General features: G+C 66.6%; 16 protein-coding genes. 7 read left to right on the top strand and 9 right to left on the bottom strand.

Annotated features, from left to right (window positions below):
- Window positions 1-129: 129 nt before the first annotated feature.
- Window positions 130-1,215, bottom strand: coding sequence for a PA0069 family radical SAM protein (locus tag FHT98_RS19115; protein ID WP_082617202.1), 1,086 nt, complete (start codon window positions 1,213-1,215; stop codon window positions 130-132).
- Between the two features lie 233 nt (window positions 1,216-1,448).
- On the opposite strand from FHT98_RS19115, the gene FHT98_RS19120 reads away from it, so the two are divergent.
- On the top strand, window positions 1,449-1,934 hold the full coding sequence (locus FHT98_RS19120) for a hypothetical protein (protein ID WP_142114946.1): 486 nt from the start codon (window positions 1,449-1,451) through the stop codon (window positions 1,932-1,934).
- A 149-nt stretch (window positions 1,935-2,083) separates the two neighbouring features.
- Window positions 2,084-2,209, top strand: a complete 126-nt coding sequence (locus FHT98_RS26665) for a hypothetical protein (RefSeq protein WP_282568654.1) — start codon at window positions 2,084-2,086, stop codon at window positions 2,207-2,209.
- 177 nt (window positions 2,210-2,386) lie between these two features.
- Here FHT98_RS26665 and ypfJ read toward each other — a convergent pair whose 3' ends face one another.
- The 4 genes from ypfJ to FHT98_RS19140 all read right to left on the bottom strand — a co-directional run bounded on the left by ypfJ (window position 2,387) and on the right by FHT98_RS19140 (window position 6,775).
- Window positions 2,387-3,274: a KPN_02809 family neutral zinc metallopeptidase gene (gene ypfJ, locus FHT98_RS19125; RefSeq protein ID WP_113585551.1), complete on the bottom strand. Its 888-nt coding sequence runs from the start codon at window positions 3,272-3,274 to the stop codon at window positions 2,387-2,389.
- 107 nt (window positions 3,275-3,381) lie between these two features.
- Window positions 3,382-4,386, bottom strand: coding sequence for a cytochrome d ubiquinol oxidase subunit II (cydB, locus tag FHT98_RS19130; RefSeq protein WP_142114947.1), 1,005 nt, complete (start codon window positions 4,384-4,386; stop codon window positions 3,382-3,384).
- 11 nt (window positions 4,387-4,397) lie between these two features.
- A complete protein-coding gene (locus FHT98_RS19135; protein ID WP_142114948.1) occupies window positions 4,398-5,828 on the bottom strand; it encodes a cytochrome ubiquinol oxidase subunit I in 1,431 nt (476 codons plus the stop codon).
- A 116-nt stretch (window positions 5,829-5,944) separates the two neighbouring features.
- Window positions 5,945-6,775 carry a uracil-DNA glycosylase gene (locus FHT98_RS19140; RefSeq protein ID WP_142114949.1) on the bottom strand — a complete coding sequence of 277 codons (831 nt, stop codon included), beginning with the start codon at window positions 6,773-6,775 and terminating at the stop codon, window positions 5,945-5,947.
- A gap of 171 nt (window positions 6,776-6,946) precedes the next feature.
- Here FHT98_RS19140 and FHT98_RS19145 point away from each other — a divergent pair, with 171 nt between their 5' ends.
- The 3 genes from FHT98_RS19145 to FHT98_RS19155 all read left to right on the top strand — a co-directional run bounded on the left by FHT98_RS19145 (window position 6,947) and on the right by FHT98_RS19155 (window position 11,766).
- Window positions 6,947-8,626, top strand: coding sequence for an electron transfer flavoprotein-ubiquinone oxidoreductase (locus tag FHT98_RS19145; RefSeq protein ID WP_248309257.1), 1,680 nt, complete (start codon window positions 6,947-6,949; stop codon window positions 8,624-8,626).
- A gap of 462 nt (window positions 8,627-9,088) precedes the next feature.
- Window positions 9,089-10,864, top strand: coding sequence for a tetratricopeptide repeat protein (locus FHT98_RS19150; protein ID WP_465246915.1), 1,776 nt, complete (start codon window positions 9,089-9,091; stop codon window positions 10,862-10,864).
- Window positions 10,865-10,890: 26 nt separating this feature from the next.
- A complete protein-coding gene (locus tag FHT98_RS19155) occupies window positions 10,891-11,766 on the top strand; it encodes a 4-(cytidine 5'-diphospho)-2-C-methyl-D-erythritol kinase (RefSeq protein WP_142114950.1) in 876 nt (291 codons plus the stop codon).
- 57 nt (window positions 11,767-11,823) lie between these two features.
- On the opposite strand, the gene FHT98_RS19160 is transcribed toward FHT98_RS19155, so the two are convergent.
- A complete protein-coding gene (locus FHT98_RS19160; protein ID WP_465246934.1) occupies window positions 11,824-12,759 on the bottom strand; it encodes a polyprenyl synthetase family protein in 936 nt (311 codons plus the stop codon).
- Between the two features lie 254 nt (window positions 12,760-13,013).
- On the opposite strand from FHT98_RS19160, the gene FHT98_RS19165 reads away from it, so the two are divergent.
- Complete coding sequence (locus tag FHT98_RS19165; RefSeq protein WP_091855874.1) at window positions 13,014-13,238, top strand: putative signal transducing protein; 225 nt, start codon at window positions 13,014-13,016, stop codon at window positions 13,236-13,238.
- Window positions 13,231-14,016: a tRNA1(Val) (adenine(37)-N6)-methyltransferase gene (locus FHT98_RS19170; RefSeq protein WP_142114952.1), complete on the top strand. Its 786-nt coding sequence runs from the start codon at window positions 13,231-13,233 to the stop codon at window positions 14,014-14,016. Before FHT98_RS19165 ends, FHT98_RS19170 begins: the two co-directional genes overlap by 8 nt.
- Here the strand turns inward: FHT98_RS19170 and FHT98_RS19175 are convergent.
- The 3 genes from FHT98_RS19175 to FHT98_RS19185 all read right to left on the bottom strand — a co-directional run bounded on the left by FHT98_RS19175 (window position 14,007) and on the right by FHT98_RS19185 (window position 15,121).
- Window positions 14,007-14,312 (bottom strand): hypothetical protein, encoded by a 306-nt coding sequence (locus FHT98_RS19175; RefSeq protein ID WP_082617199.1) that lies wholly within the window; start codon window positions 14,310-14,312, stop codon window positions 14,007-14,009. The genes FHT98_RS19170 and FHT98_RS19175 overlap by 10 nt on opposite strands.
- 156 nt (window positions 14,313-14,468) lie before the next feature.
- Entirely contained in the window at window positions 14,469-14,720 is a 252-nt protein-coding gene (locus tag FHT98_RS19180) for a hypothetical protein (RefSeq protein ID WP_142114953.1), read from the bottom strand.
- A gap of 128 nt (window positions 14,721-14,848) precedes the next feature.
- Complete coding sequence (locus FHT98_RS19185) at window positions 14,849-15,121, bottom strand: hypothetical protein (RefSeq protein ID WP_061964807.1); 273 nt, start codon at window positions 15,119-15,121, stop codon at window positions 14,849-14,851.
- Between the last annotated feature and the right edge of the window lie 231 nt (window positions 15,122-15,352).

The raw sequence follows: 15,352 nt of genomic DNA on the forward strand, positions 1-15,352 counted from the left end.
CAATCGCGTTTGATCGTCATGGTCGGGCTTGTCCCGACCATCCACGTCTTCCTTCCTACGATGCGGTGTCCAAGGCGTGGATGCTCGCCACAAGGGCGAGCATGACGGCGAGAGCAGCCGCCCAACGCCTCAGAACAAACTCAACTGCGCCTTCTCCTTCTCCGGCTTCACGAAGAGATCGGTCCGCAGCCGGCGCCGCGTCGTGTTGAAGCCAATGCGTTCGGCCGCCATCTCGAAGCGTCGCCCGATCATCCAGGCATAGGGGCCGGAGCCGACCATGCGCTGGCCCCATTGCGAATCGTAGTCCTTGCCGCCGCGCGTCGAGCGGATCAGCGACATTACATGCCGGAGCTTGTCGGGATGATGCGTCAGCAGCCATTCCTGCACGATGTCGCGCACTTCGAGCGGCAGCCGGAGCAGGACATAGCCGGCTGCCTCGGCGCCTGCTGCCTTCGCCGCGTCGAGGATGCGCTCGATCTCGTGCTCGTTGATCGCCGGGACGATCGGCGCGACCAGCACCGTGACCGGGATGCCGGCCTCGGAGAGCTTGCGGATCGTCTCCAGCCGCTTGGCTGGCGAGGCGGCGCGCGGCTCCATGCCGCGTGCGGTCTTCGGATCGAGCGTCGTCACCGAGAGCGCGACCTTGACCAGTCCCTTCTCCGCCATCGGCGCGAGGATATCGATGTCGCGCTGGACCAGCGCCGATTTCGTGACGATGCCGACGGGGTGATTGAACTTTGCCAGCACCTCCAGGATCTGGCGCATGATCCGGAGCTTCCTTTCGATCGGCTGGTAGGCGTCGGTATTGGTGCCGATCGCGATCGTCCGCGGCTGATAGGAGGGGGAGGAGAGCTCCTTTTCTAGCAGCGCCGCCGCATCGGGCTTCGCCGTCAGCTTGCTTTCGAAATCGAGCCCCGGCGACAGGCCGAGATAGGCATGGGTCGGCCGGGCGAAGCAGTAGACGCAGCCATGCTCGCAGCCGCGATAGGGATTGATCGAACGGTCGAAGGAGATATCGGGCGAGTCGTTGCGCGTGATGATGGTGCGCGCCTTCTCATAGGCGATCTCGGTCGAGAACGGCGGGAGTTCCTCCAGCGACCCCCAGCCGTCGTCCTCGGCGACGCGCTGCTCGGCCTCGTAGCGGCCGCCGGGATTGATCGTGGCACCGCGTCCGCGCCGCCTGTCGGGATCGATCTGATGGCCGATATAGGCCATCGGATCGGCGGGTGCGACGACCGGCGCCGAGACGCTCGGCTCCCGGTCGAGCCGCCGCAGGGGCTGGGCTGCCGGGAAGGGCCGTGAGGTGGGTCTGGCCTGAGGCATGGCTGTCGAACCGTGTCGCGCGCCGGGAATCGGCGCCTTCTGGTCTCATGTAGAGTGAACATATAGAGAACAAAAGGCAAGCGGCGGGATTGTGGCATGCTGCGTTGCGGCATAGGATTTCGCTTATGCTCACGGCCGTGATCCGCAGCGATGGTTCCCAGCAGGCGCTTGCAGCGACCCTGGCTGTTCTGATTCCAGCGGTCGCGGAGGGGTTTCTCGGCCATGCGGTGCTCGTCGACACGGTCGGTGCGCCCGAGACCGAGCGCGCTGCCGACGCCACCGGCGCCCGCTATCTCCGCGCGAGCCATGAGCAAGCCTGGCAGGAAGGCGCAGCCCATGCACGGGGAGACCGCCTCGTCCTGTTCGAATCCGGCGATGTGCCGCAGGCTCATTGGGTCCAGGCGGTGGAGCGCCATCTGCTGGTCGCGGCGGCAAAGCCGGCCCTGATTCCCCTGGAAGGGGTGTTTGCGTCCTTGCGCGAACGGCTCATGTTCTCGCTGCCCGGTCGCGGGCTCGCCGCGGGGCTTGTTATGCCCAAGGCGGTCGCGCTGACCGGTCGTCTCGACCGGGCGCCGGTGCGGCTGCCGGTCCTGCGGGAGCGCGCAAGCTAGCTGCCTGGAGGGATGTTACGCCGCCGAAGGCGATATGCCTGAAGCGCATGGCAGAAGGAATTTCGTGCGGGAACTTGTGCGCTGCAGCATAAGTTCATATGTAGACGGTTGCCTGAAGCACCTCCCTCAGACATCGAAAGGAGAGATCCATGCTGGAACGGCACGATTCCTGTTCTGCGCTCGACGCGGAGCGCGACGAGGACAAGCGCGAGGAGCAACGGGAGGACGAAGATACGTTCTCGCCTCGCGAACATCAGGAAGGATTCTGGAGCTAGCCTCTCCACGAAAACCAAGCGGAGGGCTGGATGCAGCCCTCCGCACGGCATTCTCAGGAAGTCGCGGGCCCGTTCGGGCCCGATTTGTTTTGGACGCCCGGTCGGAACGACCAGCCAGCGGGACGAGGCGGTGGTGACCGCCCGCGACCCCGGCACCTCCGGCGCCGTTGAGAGGCGCTACACCTGATTCCGGAACGTGTCGCAGCTCTGCATCGAGCCTGACTGGAAGCCGGTGGTGAACCACTTCATGCGCTGCGCCGAGGAGCCGTGCGTGAAGGAATCGGGCACGACCGTGCCTTGCGCCGCCTTCTGCAGCTTGTCGTCGCCGATGGCGGAGGCGGTGCGCATCGCCTGGTCGATATCGCCCTGGTCGATACGGCCCATCGCCTGGACGTTATGCGCCCAGACGCCGGCGAAGCAGTCCGCCTGCAATTCGATTCGCACCGAGATCGCGTTCGCGTCGCGCTCGGAGGAGCGCTCGCGGATCTGGTTGGCCTTGGGCAGGATGCCGAGCAGGTTCTGGATGTGATGGCCGACCTCGTGGCCGATCACATAGGCGTAGGCGAAATCGCCGCCGCCGCCGAGCTTGCGCTGCATTTCCTGGAAGAAGGAGGTGTCGAGATAGACCTTCTTGTCGACCGGGCAATAGAACGGCCCCATCGCCGATTGCGCGGTGCCGCAGCCCGAGCGGTCGACGCCGGAGAACAGGACCAGCCGGGGCGGCTGGTAGCGGGTATTGGCCTGCTGCGGCAAAAGCTTCGACCAGATGTCCTCGTTCTGCGCCAGAACGGCCGAGACGAAGCGACCCATCTGGTCCTCCGGCGGGCCGGAGGAGCGGCGCGTCTCTTGCGTCTGCTCGCGCCCGCCGATGCCGCCGATCAGTTCGGCGCCGCCGATGAGCAGGCGCGGATCAATGCCGAGCGCCCAGCCGAGCAGGCCGAGCACCACCATCGTGCCGATGCCGACGCCGCCGCGCCCGCCGGGCATGCCGGCGAAGCCGCCGCCGCCACCACTGCCGCGCCTGTCCTCGAGATTATCGGACTGGCGGTAATCTTCCCATTGCATGAAGGCATCCCCGGCGAAGTTCCCCCGCAATCTCGCCGGGAGATGCGGGGAACTCAAGTCGTCTTTGCAAACCGCTCCTGAACGCAACCTGACCGCGGGGGTTCCACTCAGTGGTAGCCGCTGTCGATCCTGACCTTGCCACGGAAGGTCCAGTATACGAAGGCGGTGTAGAACAGGATCGTCGGCAGGAGGAAGCTGACGCCGATCAGCACGAAGATATGCGAGCTCGGCGCCGCTGCCGTGTCCCAGATCGTCAGATCGGGCGGCACCAGATGGGGATAGTTCGAGACCGCGAGCCCCAGAAAGCACAGGACGAAGATCGCGATCGTGAGGGCGAAGGGCGTGAACTCATGCGCGCCGTGCAGCCGCTTCCAGGCGAAGTAGCCGCAGATCGCGGTCAGCACCGGAAGCGGCCAGAGCAGCATCAGGTTGGACGGCGTGAACCAGCGCGCGGCGATGCGTGGATGCGCATAGGGCGTCCAGAGCGAAACCAGCACCGCAAAGGCGAGCAGGCCCAGCAGCAGTGCCTTTGCCTGCCGGCGCGCTCGCTCCGCCACCGGCCCCTCCGTCTTGTAGACCAGCCAGGTCGCGCCGAGCGTGGCATAGCCGATGACGACGCCGATGCCGCACATCACCGTGAACGGCGTCAGCCAGTCGAAAGGGCCGCCGGCGAACTGCTTGTCGACGACCTTCACGCCCTGGAGCAATCCGCCGAGGATCAGCCCTTGCGCGAAGGCAGCGAGCGTCGAGCCTGCCCAGAAGGCGAGGTCCCAGACCTTGTGATGGGGCTTGGCCACCCAGCGGAATTCGAAGGCGACGCCACGGAAGATCAGCGCCAGCAGCATCAGGATCACCGGGATGTAGAAGGCCGGCATGATGATGGCATAGGCATAGGGGAAGGCGACCCAGAGCCCGGCGCCGCCGAGCACCAGCCAGGTCTCGTTGCCGTCCCAGAACGGCGCGACCGAATTCATCATCTGGTCGCGCTCGCCCTCGTCCTTCGTCGTCGGGAACAGGATGGCAATGCCGAGGTCGAAGCCGTCGAGGATGACGTAGAGCATTACGGCGGAGCCGATCACGCCGGCCCAGATCACGGGGAGATACCATTCCATAATAGCTCTCCTCAGTTCGCCGGCTGGATCTTGTCGTCGCCGGGATGGCCGTCGCCGAAGATCGCCGCGGCGGGCGCCTGTGCCGCCTTCAGCGTCCGCTTCGATGGCTGCTCGGGCGGGTCCTCATGGCTGATCTCGTCCGGTCCCTTGTCGATCAGGCGATTGATCAGGAGGATGCCGGCCGTGAACACCACGCAGTAGACGAAGACGAACAGCCCCAGCGAGATCGCGACCTCGAGAGTCGTGATCGGCGAGACCGCGTCCTTCGAACGCAGCACGCCGGTGGCGAGCCAGGGCTGGCGACCGACCTCAGTGACGAACCAGCCGGAGAGGATGGCGACGAACCCGGCCGGCCAGCTGTACTGGGCGAGCCAGAGCCATCTGCGCGCCTCGAACACGGTGCCGCGCTTCCAGAGCCAGGCGCCGGCCCAGCCGAACAGGATCATCAGGGTGCCGATGCCGACCATGATGCGGAAGGCGAAGAAGGGGATGAGCACCGGCGGCCGATCCTCGACCTTGAAATCCCTGAGGCTTGGGAACAGCGCATCCATGCTGCCATGCGTCAGCAGGCTGGCGACGCCGGGGATCGAGATTTCGAACCGGTTGAGCTCGGCTTTCTCGTCGGGCCAGGCGAAGAGGACGAGCGCGCCGGGCTTCGCCGAATCCCAATGCGCCTCGATAGCGGCAAGCTTGGCCGGCTGGTAGATCGCGGTCTGCTTGCCGTGGAAATCGCCGATCAGCGCCTGCAGCGGCGCGGTCAGTGCGATCATCAGGATCGCCATGCGCACCATCGTCTTGGCCGATTCGGTGCGGTGTCCGGCAAGCAGATGGCGCGCGCCGGTCGCCAGCACGACGAAGGCGGTGGTGAGATAGGCCGCCGTCATCATATGCGCGAAACGCAAGGGGAAGGTCGGGTTGAAGACGATCTTCATCCAGTCGACCGGGTAGGCGATGCCGTCGCGGACCTCGTGCCCGACGGGATACTGCATCCAGCTATTGGCCGAGAGAATCCAGAAGCCCGACATCGCCGTGCCGCCGGCGACGATCGCCGCCGAGAGAAAATGCAGCCAGGGCGGCACCCGCTTCCAGCCGAACAACATCACGCCGAGGAAGGAAGCCTCGAGGAAGAACGCGGTGAGTACCTCATAGCCCAGCAGCGGCCCGACGATATTGCCGACCGCGACCGAGAAGCGGCTCCAGTTCGTGCCGATCTGATAGGACAGCACGATGCCGGAGACGACGCCCATCGCGAAGGAGACGGCGAAGATCTTGGTCCAGAACCGCGCGAGCAGGTGGAATTTCGGGTCGCCCGTCTTCAGCCACAGCCCGAGCAGCGTCGCGATATAGGCGGAAAGCCCGATCGTGAAGGCCGGGAAGACGATGTGGAACGAGATGGTGAAGGCGAACTGGATGCGCGAAAGCAGAAAAGCATCGATGACCATCGCAGAACTCCGTCTGGCCACGTCACGCCGGTGCCGGGCCTCGCCCGTTCGGGCGTGTCTGGATGTGATCTAATGCAAGCCTGCCTCGTGCCGCGCCTGCGCGCAACGTCGCTGCGTCAATTCTTCCCGTCGAGCGACGCCTTCAATGCGCGCAGGTCGCGCCAGGCGAGCCGCTTCTGCAGCGGCTGCCGCAGCAGATAGGCCGGGTGCAGCGTCGCGATCGCCGGGATGCGCCGCGCCCCGGTGTCGTATTCCACCCATTTGCCGCGCGAGCGCAGGATGCCGGTGAACCCGAGCAGCCCTTGCGCGGAGGGGCCGCCGACGCAGACCAGGATGTCGGGATCGGCAAGCTCGATCTGGCGCTGGATGAAAGGCAGGCAGATCGCCACTTCCTGCGGCGTCGGCGTGCGGTTCCCCGGTGGTCGCCAGGGCAGCATGTTGGCGATATAGACGTCGTCCTTCCGGCTCAGACCGATCGCGGCCAGCATGCGGTCGAGCAACTGCCCGGAGCGCCCGACGAAGGGCAGGCCGATGCGGTCCTCGTCGGCACCGGGCGCTTCGCCGACCATCATCACCCGGCCCTGCGGATTGCCGTCGGCGAAGACCAGGCTCTTGGCGGTGGCCTTCAGCACGCAGCCTTCGAAACCGGCCAGTGCGGCCTTCAGCTCATCGAGCGTGCGCGCTTCCCGAGCGAGCGCCTTGGCGCTGACCGTGGCGTCGTCCGGTGCCGTTGCCGCAGCCGCCATCGGTCGTGCCGGTGCGGCAGGGCGGCCGGGTAGCGGGCGCAGGCGCGGCTGCCCGTCGCCGCGCTCGCCGGCAGGAGCCGGGTCGGCAAAATGGTTGCGCGGCGCTTCGTCGAGCGCCTCGGTCACGCCCATCTCGGCGTACCAGCTCAAAAGCTCGTAAGGATCGGGCGCGTCGGGGCTGACTGCATCGGACAGGCTCATCGCTGCATCCTATACCTTGCAAACCCTCTCTGCGAGCCGACGCAGTTGCAAAATGGAACGCACGCTTGGATAGAGGGGTTCCAGACTGGACGAAAGCCGGCATTGAACGACCCGGTGAAATAGTTCATATATAAACTATCATGCGGCGCGGCTGCTGAGGCGGAGGGCAGGATGGATCTGAAGGAAGCGCAGAGCGAACCGCGCGAGAGCATGGACTATGACGTGGTCATCGTCGGTGCCGGCCCTGCGGGTCTGGCGGCTGCGATCCGGCTGAAGCAGCTCGATGAGTCCATCTCGGTCGTGGTGGTCGAGAAGGGCGCCGAGGTCGGCGCCCATATCCTCTCCGGTGCCGTCATCGATCCCATCGGCCTCGACCGGCTCGTGCCGGACTGGCGCGACGATCCCGATCGTCCGCTGACCACCGAGGTCAAGGAAGACATCTTCTATTTCCTGACCGAGCCGAACGGTATCCGCCTGCCGAATTTCGGCATGCCCTCGCTGATGAACAACCACGGCAATTTCGTCGGCTCGCTCGGGCTCGTCGCGAAGTTCCTGGGCGCGCGGGCCGAGGCACTCGGCGTCGAGATCTATCCGGGCTTCGCCGCCGCCGAGCTGCTCTTCAACGAGGATGGCTCGGTCGCCGGCATCGCCACGGGCGACATGGGCATCGCCAAGGACGGCACGGTCTCCGACCGCTTCACCCGGGGCATGGAATTGCGCGGCCGCTACACGCTGCTGGGCGAGGGCGCGCGCGGCTCGCTCTCCAAGATCGCGATCAAGCGATTTGCATTGGATGAAGGCCGCGAGCCCCAGAAATACGGCATCGGCCTGAAGGAACTCTGGCAGGTCAAGCCGGAGAAGTTCCACAAGGGCCGTGTCCAGCACTCCTTCGGCTGGCCGCTCGACAACAGCACCGGCGGCGGATCCTTCCTCTACCATTTCGACGATAACCTCGTTTCGGTCGGCTTCGTCGTCCATCTGAACTACCAGAACCCGACGCTCTCGCCCTTTGACGAGTTCCAGCGCTTCAAGACCCATCCGCTGATCCGCGACACCTTCGAGGGCGCTAAGCGCATCGCCTATGGCTCGCGCGCCATCACCGAGGGCGGCTGGCAGTCGGTGCCGAAGCTGACCTTCCCGGGCGGCGCGCTGATCGGCTGCTCCGCGGGCTTCGTCAACGTGCCCCGCATCAAGGGCAGCCACAACGCCATCCTGTCGGGCATGCTGGCGGCGGAGAAGCTGGTGCCGGCGCTGCAGGCCGGGCGTAGCCATGACGAGGTCGTCGAGATCGAAAATGAATGGCGCGACAGCGCCATCGGCAAGGACCTGAAGCGCGTCCGCAACGTCAAGCCGCTCTGGTCCAAGTTCGGCACCTTGCTCGGCATCGGGCTCGGCGGCATCGACATGTGGCTGAACCAGCTCTTCGGCTGGTCGCCCTTCGGCACGATGAAGCACGGCAAGCCGGATTTCGCGACGTTGAAGCCGCTCGCCGAGGTCACGCCGATCAGCTATCCGAAGCCGGACGGCAAGATCTCCTTCGACAAGCTCTCCTCGGTCTTCCTCTCCTCGACCAATCACGAGGAAGACCAGCCGGCGCATCTCAAGCTGGCGGATCCATCGGTTCCGATCACGCAGAACCTGCCGCTCTATGGCGAGCCGGCCAGGCTCTATTGCCCGGCGGGCGTCTACGAGGTCGTCTACGAGAACGCCGAGACCAAGGCCAATCCGCGCTTCGTGATCAACGCGCAGAACTGCGTCCACTGCAAGACCTGCGACATCAAGGACCCCGCCCAGAACATCACCTGGACGGTCCCGGAAGGCGGCGGCGGGCCGGGCTACGCGAATATGTGATCGCGGGGCGATTCGCTGTCCGATGAATCAAAAAGGGCGCGCCGGCCGGCGCGCCCTTTGTCGTAAGGCCGGGAGGCCGATCAGCCCTTGCGGACGATCTTGGCGACCGGCTTGGTCTCGTCCTTGGCGCAGCCGGCGACGAAGCCGCCGAGGAGTGCGATGGCGGCAATGCTCAGAATGATCTTCTTCATTGGAACAGTCCCAGTGGAATCGCTGCGAAAGCTGCAGACGGACAAGCTATAGGCCCGATATCCCTGCGTGATGATCGCCGTTTTCGGCTTTCGGTCGCTTGGTCAGGCAGATTTCCGGGAGTGTTGCGCGGCTGCTACGAAAGAGCCGCATTCGGGAGGGGGCCGGCTTGCCCGTCCGCCCGGAAACCGCCATCTTGGCAGCCTACGCGAAGCGATCACGGTCCGCTGGAAGAGTGCGCCCCGAGATGGTGAGGCTGCGGACCGAGGGAGAATGGCAGTCGTGACATTATTGAAGAAGGTGCGTGCCTCCGGCACGGCTGCTGCGTTGTCGCTTTTGATGTTCCTGCCAGCCGTGGCCGCTGCCCAGGGCGCAACGCAGCCGCGTACGGCTGACACGCTCGAGCCGGGCGACAGTCTGGAAGGCAACTACCTCGCCGCGATCGTCGCCGGTGCCTCCCGCGATCTCGGTGCGGCCTCCGTCTATCTGCGCGAGGCGATCAAGGAAGACCCGCAGAACAACGATCTGACCGAGCGCGCCTTCGTCGCTTTCCTGGCCGACGGTGCCATGCCGGATGCCTTCCGGGCGGCCGACAAATTGATCCAGCAGGACCCGAGCAATGGCCTCGCCCAGCTCGTCATCGGCATCCGCTCGATCAAGCAGAAGAGCTACCGGACGGCGCGCAATCATCTCCAGCGCGGGGGCAGGGGGCGCGCGGCCGACATCACCGCGACGCTGCTCACAGCCTGGTCCTATCTCGGCTCCGGCAATTCCCGCCGGGCGATCGAGACGCTGGAGCGCCTGAAGGGCGAGGCGTCCTACAATCTTTTCCGCGATTATCATGCCGGGCTCATTCTCGATGCCGCCGGCCGCAAGGGCGAAGCCGAGAAGCGGCTGAAATCCGCCTATGACGCCGAGAAGACCACGCTCCGGCTGGTCGATCTCTGGGCGCGCTTCCAGGCCCGGAACGGCGATTTCAACGGTGCTGCCGAAACCTACGCCGCCTTCGACCGCCTGCTGCCGAATCATCCGATCATCCGCGAGGGCATGGCGCTCGTCGGCAAGAAGGATGCGCCGCCGCGTCAGATCACGACGCCGCAGCAGGGCGCGGCCGAGGTGCTCTATGGCCTCGCCAGCGCCGGCAACCGCCAGGGCGACGAAGCCGCCGCGCTGCTCTACCTGCGCATGGCGATCTATCTCGACCCCGGCCACGACCTCGCGATCCTGACGCTCGGCGACATTCTGGAGCGTGCGCGCCAGCCGGAGGACGCCGTCGCCGTCTACGACAAGATGCCGGCCTCCTCGCCGCTGCGTCCGAATGCCGAGATCCAGGCCGGCCTGGCCCTGGAAAATCTAGGCAAGCCCGAAGAGGCGGTGAAGCATCTCGACAAGGTCATTGCCGAGCGGCCGGACGATGTCGACGCGCTCTCGGCGCTCGGCAACATCTATCGCTCGCGCAAGAAATTCGCGGAAGCCGCGGCGGCCTATGACAAGGCCATCGACAAGCTCGCCTCGCCCGGCCGCGCCAACTGGGATCTGTTCTATTTCCGCGGCATCGCCCGCGAGCGCATCAATCGCTGGCCCGAGGCCGAGGCCGATCTGCGCAAGGCGCTCGAACTCCTGCCCGATCCGCTCGGCCGCGAGCGGGCGTTGGTGCTGAACTATCTCGGCTATTCGCTGGTCGACAAGCATCTCAAGCTCGACGAGGCGCTCGACATGCTGCGCCGCGCCGTCGAGCTCCGCCCGCGCGACGGCTACATCATCGATTCGCTCGGCTGGGCCTATTATCGCCTCGGCCGCTATGACGATGCCTCGCGCGAGATCGAGCGCGCCGCGGAACTGCGCCCGTCCGATCCGGTCATCAACGACCATCTCGGCGACGTGTACTGGCGTACCGGCCGCCAGCTTGAGGCGAAGTTCCAGTGGAACCACGCCCGCGACCTCAAGCCCGAGCCTGAGGACCTGGAGAAGATCCTGCGCAAGATCGAGCGCGGGATGGAGGATCCTTCGGCCAATGCGGTCGAGGAGACCAAGAAGGACGGCGGCTGACGCTTCCGCGTCGCCGGCCTGACGCCGTGGCCCCACCGCTGACGACGCGCGCCCGCGCCAAGGTCAATCTCGACCTGCGCGTGCTCGGCCGACGCGCCGACGGCTATCACGAGCTGGAAAGCCTCGTCGCCTTCGCCGGCGTCGGCGACACGCTGTCGCTCGATCCCGGCGCTGACCTCTCTCTGACGCTCGCAGGGCCTCGGTCTAAAGGACTCGCGGCCGATGACGGCAATCTTGTCCTGCGCGCTGCCCGCTCGCTTGCAGCGGCACGCCCCGGCCTACGCCTGGGACGCTTCCATCTCGTCAAGCGCCTGCCGGTCGCCTCGGGAATCGGGGGCGGCTCGGCCGATGCGGCTGCGGCGTTGCGCCTGCTCGCGCGCCTGAACGGCATCGCTCCGGGCGATCCGATCCTGCGGGAGGTCGCGACGCAGGTCGGGGCCGACGTATCGGTCTGTCTCGATTCGCGCGCGCGGCTGATGGCCGGCATTGGCGAAAAGCTCGGCCCGGTGCTCAGGCTGCCGCCGCTTTTCGCCGTGCTGGTCAATCCCGGCGTGGAGGTCGAGACGGTGGGCGTATTCCGGGCGCTTGGTCTCAAGGCGGGTGAGGCGGTGTCGGAAGCGCGCGCGCAGAATCTTGCGGATCCGGCATCGGCCGCGGATCTGCTGGGCTATCTGGCGACCACGAGCAATGATCTCGCAGCACCGGCGCAGCGGGGGGCGCCGGTGATCGGCGAGGCCCTGGACCGGCTCGCGGCGTTGCCCGGTTGCCGGCTGGCGCGCATGTCCGGCTCGGGCGCGACCTGCTTCGCGCTGTTCGACGATTGCGTATCGAGCGCTGCCGCTGCCAAGGCGTTGCAGCGAAAGCGGCCGGGCTGGTGGGTCAAGCCGACGCTGCTGAGCTAAAGCGATGGGACCGTTCCACCGTCATTGCGCTCCTCGCAGTGACGGCGGCGCGTCAGCTCAATGCGCCCGCGCCACGCAGAAATCGACGGCGGCGTTGAGCGCCTGCTTCATCGGTGAGGTCGGGAACAGGCCGAGCGCGTCCTTGGCCATGCGCGCATAATGCTCGGCGCGGGCGATCGTGTCGTCGAGCGCCTTGTGCCGGCGCATGATCGCCTGTGCTTCCTCCAGATCGCCGTCGCGGATCTCGCCGTCCTGCAGCGTGCGCTTCCAGAAGGCGCGTTCGGCCTCGTCGCCGCGGCGGAAGGAGAGCACGACGGGCAGGGTGATCTTGCCCTCGCGGAAATCGTCGCCGGTGTTCTTGCCGAGCTTGGCGGCGACGCCGCCATAGTCGAGCGCGTCGTCGATGAGCTGGAAGGCGATGCCGAGATTGAGGCCGTAGCTGCGGCAGGCGGCGGCATCGGCCTTGGGGGAGCCGGCGATCACCGGCCCGACCTCGCAGGCGGCGGCGAAGAGCTCGGCCGTCTTGCCGCGGATCACCGCGAGATACTCGTCCTCGGTCGTTTCCGTGTTCTTGGCGACGGAGAGCTGGAGAACCTCGCCCTCGGCGATCACGGAGGCGGCGGTGGAGAGAATATCGAGCGCCCTGAGCGAGCCGACCTCGACCATCATCTTGAAGGCCTGGCCGAGCAGGAAATCGCCGACCAGCACGCTGGCCTCGTTGCCCCAGAGCATGCGGGCGGCGAGCTTGCCGCGGCGCATGTCGCTCTCGTCGACGACGTCGTCGTGGAGCAGCGTGGCGGTGTGCATGAACTCGACGGAGGCCGCGAGCTTGACGTGGCCATCGCCGGCATAGCCGCAGAGGTCGGCCATCGCGAGCGTCAGCATCGGCCGCAGCCGTTTGCCACCCGACGAGATCAGGTGGTTGGCGACCTCCGGGATCATCGTCACGTCGGAGCCGGTGCGCGACAGAATCATCGCGTTGACGCGGGCCATGTCCTCGCGCGTCAGCGCGACCAGCGGCTCGATGCTGGCCTGATTCGATTCCCGTTCCTCGAGGGAGACGACGACACCCACTGGAGACACTCCGGAGTCAGATACCCGCGCCGGGCGGCGCGCTTGTGCCATGCCACAACCGTCGCATGGGACGCCAGCCCCTGCAAACCGGCGTGACGCCGCACCTTTGCGTGAACGGGGCCTGAAAGCCGACGGCTCTTGCACAAACCCGGGCGCTTGGGCTCCATGGAGCCATGCACGAACTCCTGCGCACCAACGACCTTATCCTGCTCGGCGCCGTCGAGGCCCTGCTGGCTTCGGCCAATCTCGACTGCCTGATCGCAGATCAGCATATCAGTTCGCTCGAGGGCATGATCGGGGCCTTCCCCCGTCGCCTGCTGGTGCGCGATGCCGATCGCAGGCGTGCGCGGGCCTTGCTGGTCGAGGCCGGCTACGGATCAGAATTGCGTGATGAGTGAGATCGAACCGGGCGCGGCACTGGGCGAGATCGTCGAGGATCGTTTGCTCGATGGCCGGCTGAGGCTGCTCCAGCCGCGCAAGGGCCACCGCGCCGGCAGCGATGCGGTCCTGCTCGCAGCGGCGCTGCCGGACCTGGGCGGCGGCGCGTTGCTGGATATCGGGGCCGGCGTCGGCACGGTCGGCCTCGCCGCGGCGCTGGCCCAGCCGGAGTTGCAGGTCACGCTGCTGGAGCGCGATCCGGAGCTTGCCGCGCTGGCCGCGCGCAATGCCGGACTCAACGACATGGCGGGTCGCGTGACGGCGATCGCCGGCGATGTCACGGCGCGGGCCGCGGCTCTGTCGGAACTGGGCCTGGCATCCGCGTCCTTCGACGCGGTCGCGATGAACCCGCCCTTCTATCCCCCGGGCGGCAGCAGGGCCTCGCCTGTCCCGAACCGCAAGGCCGCCCATGTCGCCGAAGGAGCGCTCGCGCCCTGGCTGCGGACGGCCCGGCGTCTGCTCCGGCCGAGTGGAAATCTCGCGCTGATTCATCGGGTCGAGGCGTTGCCCGAAGTTCTGGCCGGCCTTGAAACCGGCTTCGGCGCGGTTGCGGTCCGCCCGGTCCATGCCTTTGCTGACAGGCCCGCGATCCGCATCATCGTCACGGCCGTGCTGAACAGCAGAAAGCCGGCAGCGTTGCTGCCGGCTTTCGTGATCAATGGCGCTGATGGCAGGCTGACACCCTTGAGCGACGCGGTCCATCGCGGCCGTGGGCGCCTTACGCCCGATTACCAGTAATAGCGCGGCCCGTAGAACCGCCGCGGAGCATAATAGGCCGGCGGGCCATAGAAACGCGGCGGGCCGTAATAGCGCCGCGGCCCGTAATAGCGGGGGCCGTAATAGCGCGGCCGGCCGTAATAGCGGCGCGGACCGTAATAATACTGCGCCTGCTGCACCATGCCTTCGCTCGAGACCGACGGCGCGGCCGCAATCGGTGCTGCCGCAATCGGGGCGGCAGAAGCAGGGGTAGCGGCGATGCCGGCTACGCCCAGCGCGCCAGCGGTCGCCATGGTGACGATCAGTGTCCGAAACATGAAAACCTCCATGAGATGGCGCCGGCAGTCCCTGCCGTCGGATGAAAACGCCGTCCTTGCGTTGAATATTAGGGCCTCGAACCTGAACGGCACGGAATCGCGTCGTTCAGCTTGCCTTCAGCCAACAGCCACATTGCGGCCATTCTTGGGAGCCGCTCAGCGGCAGGTGCGCACCGGGCGAACCACCCAGCGCCAGCCGTTCCAGACGCGGCGGTCAGACCAGAAGCAGCGTGGGCGCCGGTATCGGCGCAGGCCGTAATACTGGGCCTGCTCGACGAGGCTTTGCCCGGCTTGCACCGATTGACCGGCCGCGGCAGCGACAGGCGCAGCCGCAACCGGGGAGGCGGTGAGAGCAACTCCGCCCATAGAACCCGCCAGCGCGGCAGCAAGAAGCGTTGTCCGGAACATCCCTGGCCTCCATCGCGCCGCCGGCCCAGGCGGGGCCAACCCGTCATCCCCGAGGCGGATGGCGGGCCTTGTTGCACGGACGGCGCGAAACCGCGCCGTCCGCCCGTCTTCAGATATGTGCGCCCGCCTCAGCGGCGGCAGACGCGTACGGCCCGCCTGATCCAGCGATGGCCGTTCCAGATACGGCGGGACTCGGTCCAGCAGCGCGGACGATAATGGCGGCGCGGGCCGTAATGCGGGCGGCCGCGATGCCAGGCCTGCTGGACGAGACCGGTTTCGGCGCCGGAAGCCAGCGCCGTGCCGGCGGAAATCGGCGCCGCCGAGGCCGGGGCGGTGCTCATGGCGGCACCGAGCAAGGTCGCAGCGCCGAAAGCGGCGGCAATGATGCGGGTTGTCAACATGGGCTTACTCCTTGGTTATGCGGCCGCCGGCCCGTCATCAAATGCTCGCCCCGAACATCGCGAGCCGTGCGGTTGGGATTGTCGATATCAGACCCGATATGAACGAAACCTGTCCGCTTTCGGTTCCGGCTCATGCTTGACCATGACTGGCCCGAACCCTAATCACCGCACCATTCCCTTGTTATCGGAAGGTTGCTGGCACTTGTCCGCCCCCGCGCCACTCTCGCACTC

This window comes from Allobosea sp. AK1 (assembly GCF_006714945.1).
Classification (GTDB): domain Bacteria; phylum Pseudomonadota; class Alphaproteobacteria; order Rhizobiales; family Beijerinckiaceae; genus Allobosea; species Allobosea robiniae.

What these genes read in the sequence shown, in the direction of transcription:
- cydB (WP_142114947.1), bottom strand. Translation starts at nt 4,386, where the DNA reads ATGGAATGGTATCTCCCCGTGATCTGGGCCGGCGTGATCGGCTCCGCC.
- FHT98_RS19135 (WP_142114948.1), bottom strand. Translation starts at nt 5,828, where the DNA reads ATGGTCATCGATGCTTTTCTGCTTTCGCGCATCCAGTTCGCCTTCACC.
- FHT98_RS19120 (WP_142114946.1), top strand. Translation starts at nt 1,449, where the DNA reads ATGCTCACGGCCGTGATCCGCAGCGATGGTTCCCAGCAGGCGCTTGCA.
- FHT98_RS19140 (WP_142114949.1), bottom strand. Translation starts at nt 6,775, where the DNA reads ATGAGCCTGTCCGATGCAGTCAGCCCCGACGCGCCCGATCCTTACGAG.
- FHT98_RS19115 (WP_082617202.1), bottom strand. Translation starts at nt 1,215, where the DNA reads ATGGCCTATATCGGCCATCAGATCGATCCCGACAGGCGGCGCGGACGC.
- FHT98_RS19145 (WP_248309257.1), top strand. Translation starts at nt 6,947, where the DNA reads ATGGATCTGAAGGAAGCGCAGAGCGAACCGCGCGAGAGCATGGACTAT.
- FHT98_RS19160 (WP_465246934.1), bottom strand. Translation starts at nt 12,759, where the DNA reads ATGGCCCGCGTCAACGCGATGATTCTGTCGCGCACCGGCTCCGACGTG.
- FHT98_RS19175 (WP_082617199.1), bottom strand. Translation starts at nt 14,312, where the DNA reads ATGTTTCGGACACTGATCGTCACCATGGCGACCGCTGGCGCGCTGGGC.
- FHT98_RS19165 (WP_091855874.1), top strand. Translation starts at nt 13,014, where the DNA reads ATGCACGAACTCCTGCGCACCAACGACCTTATCCTGCTCGGCGCCGTC.
- ypfJ (WP_113585551.1), bottom strand. Translation starts at nt 3,274, where the DNA reads ATGCAATGGGAAGATTACCGCCAGTCCGATAATCTCGAGGACAGGCGC.
- FHT98_RS19180 (WP_142114953.1), bottom strand. Translation starts at nt 14,720, where the DNA reads ATGTTCCGGACAACGCTTCTTGCTGCCGCGCTGGCGGGTTCTATGGGC.
- FHT98_RS26665 (WP_282568654.1), top strand. Translation starts at nt 2,084, where the DNA reads ATGCTGGAACGGCACGATTCCTGTTCTGCGCTCGACGCGGAGCGCGAC.
- FHT98_RS19170 (WP_142114952.1), top strand. Translation starts at nt 13,231, where the DNA reads ATGAGTGAGATCGAACCGGGCGCGGCACTGGGCGAGATCGTCGAGGAT.
- FHT98_RS19150 (WP_465246915.1), top strand. Translation starts at nt 9,089, where the DNA reads ATGGCAGTCGTGACATTATTGAAGAAGGTGCGTGCCTCCGGCACGGCT.
- FHT98_RS19185 (WP_061964807.1), bottom strand. Translation starts at nt 15,121, where the DNA reads ATGTTGACAACCCGCATCATTGCCGCCGCTTTCGGCGCTGCGACCTTG.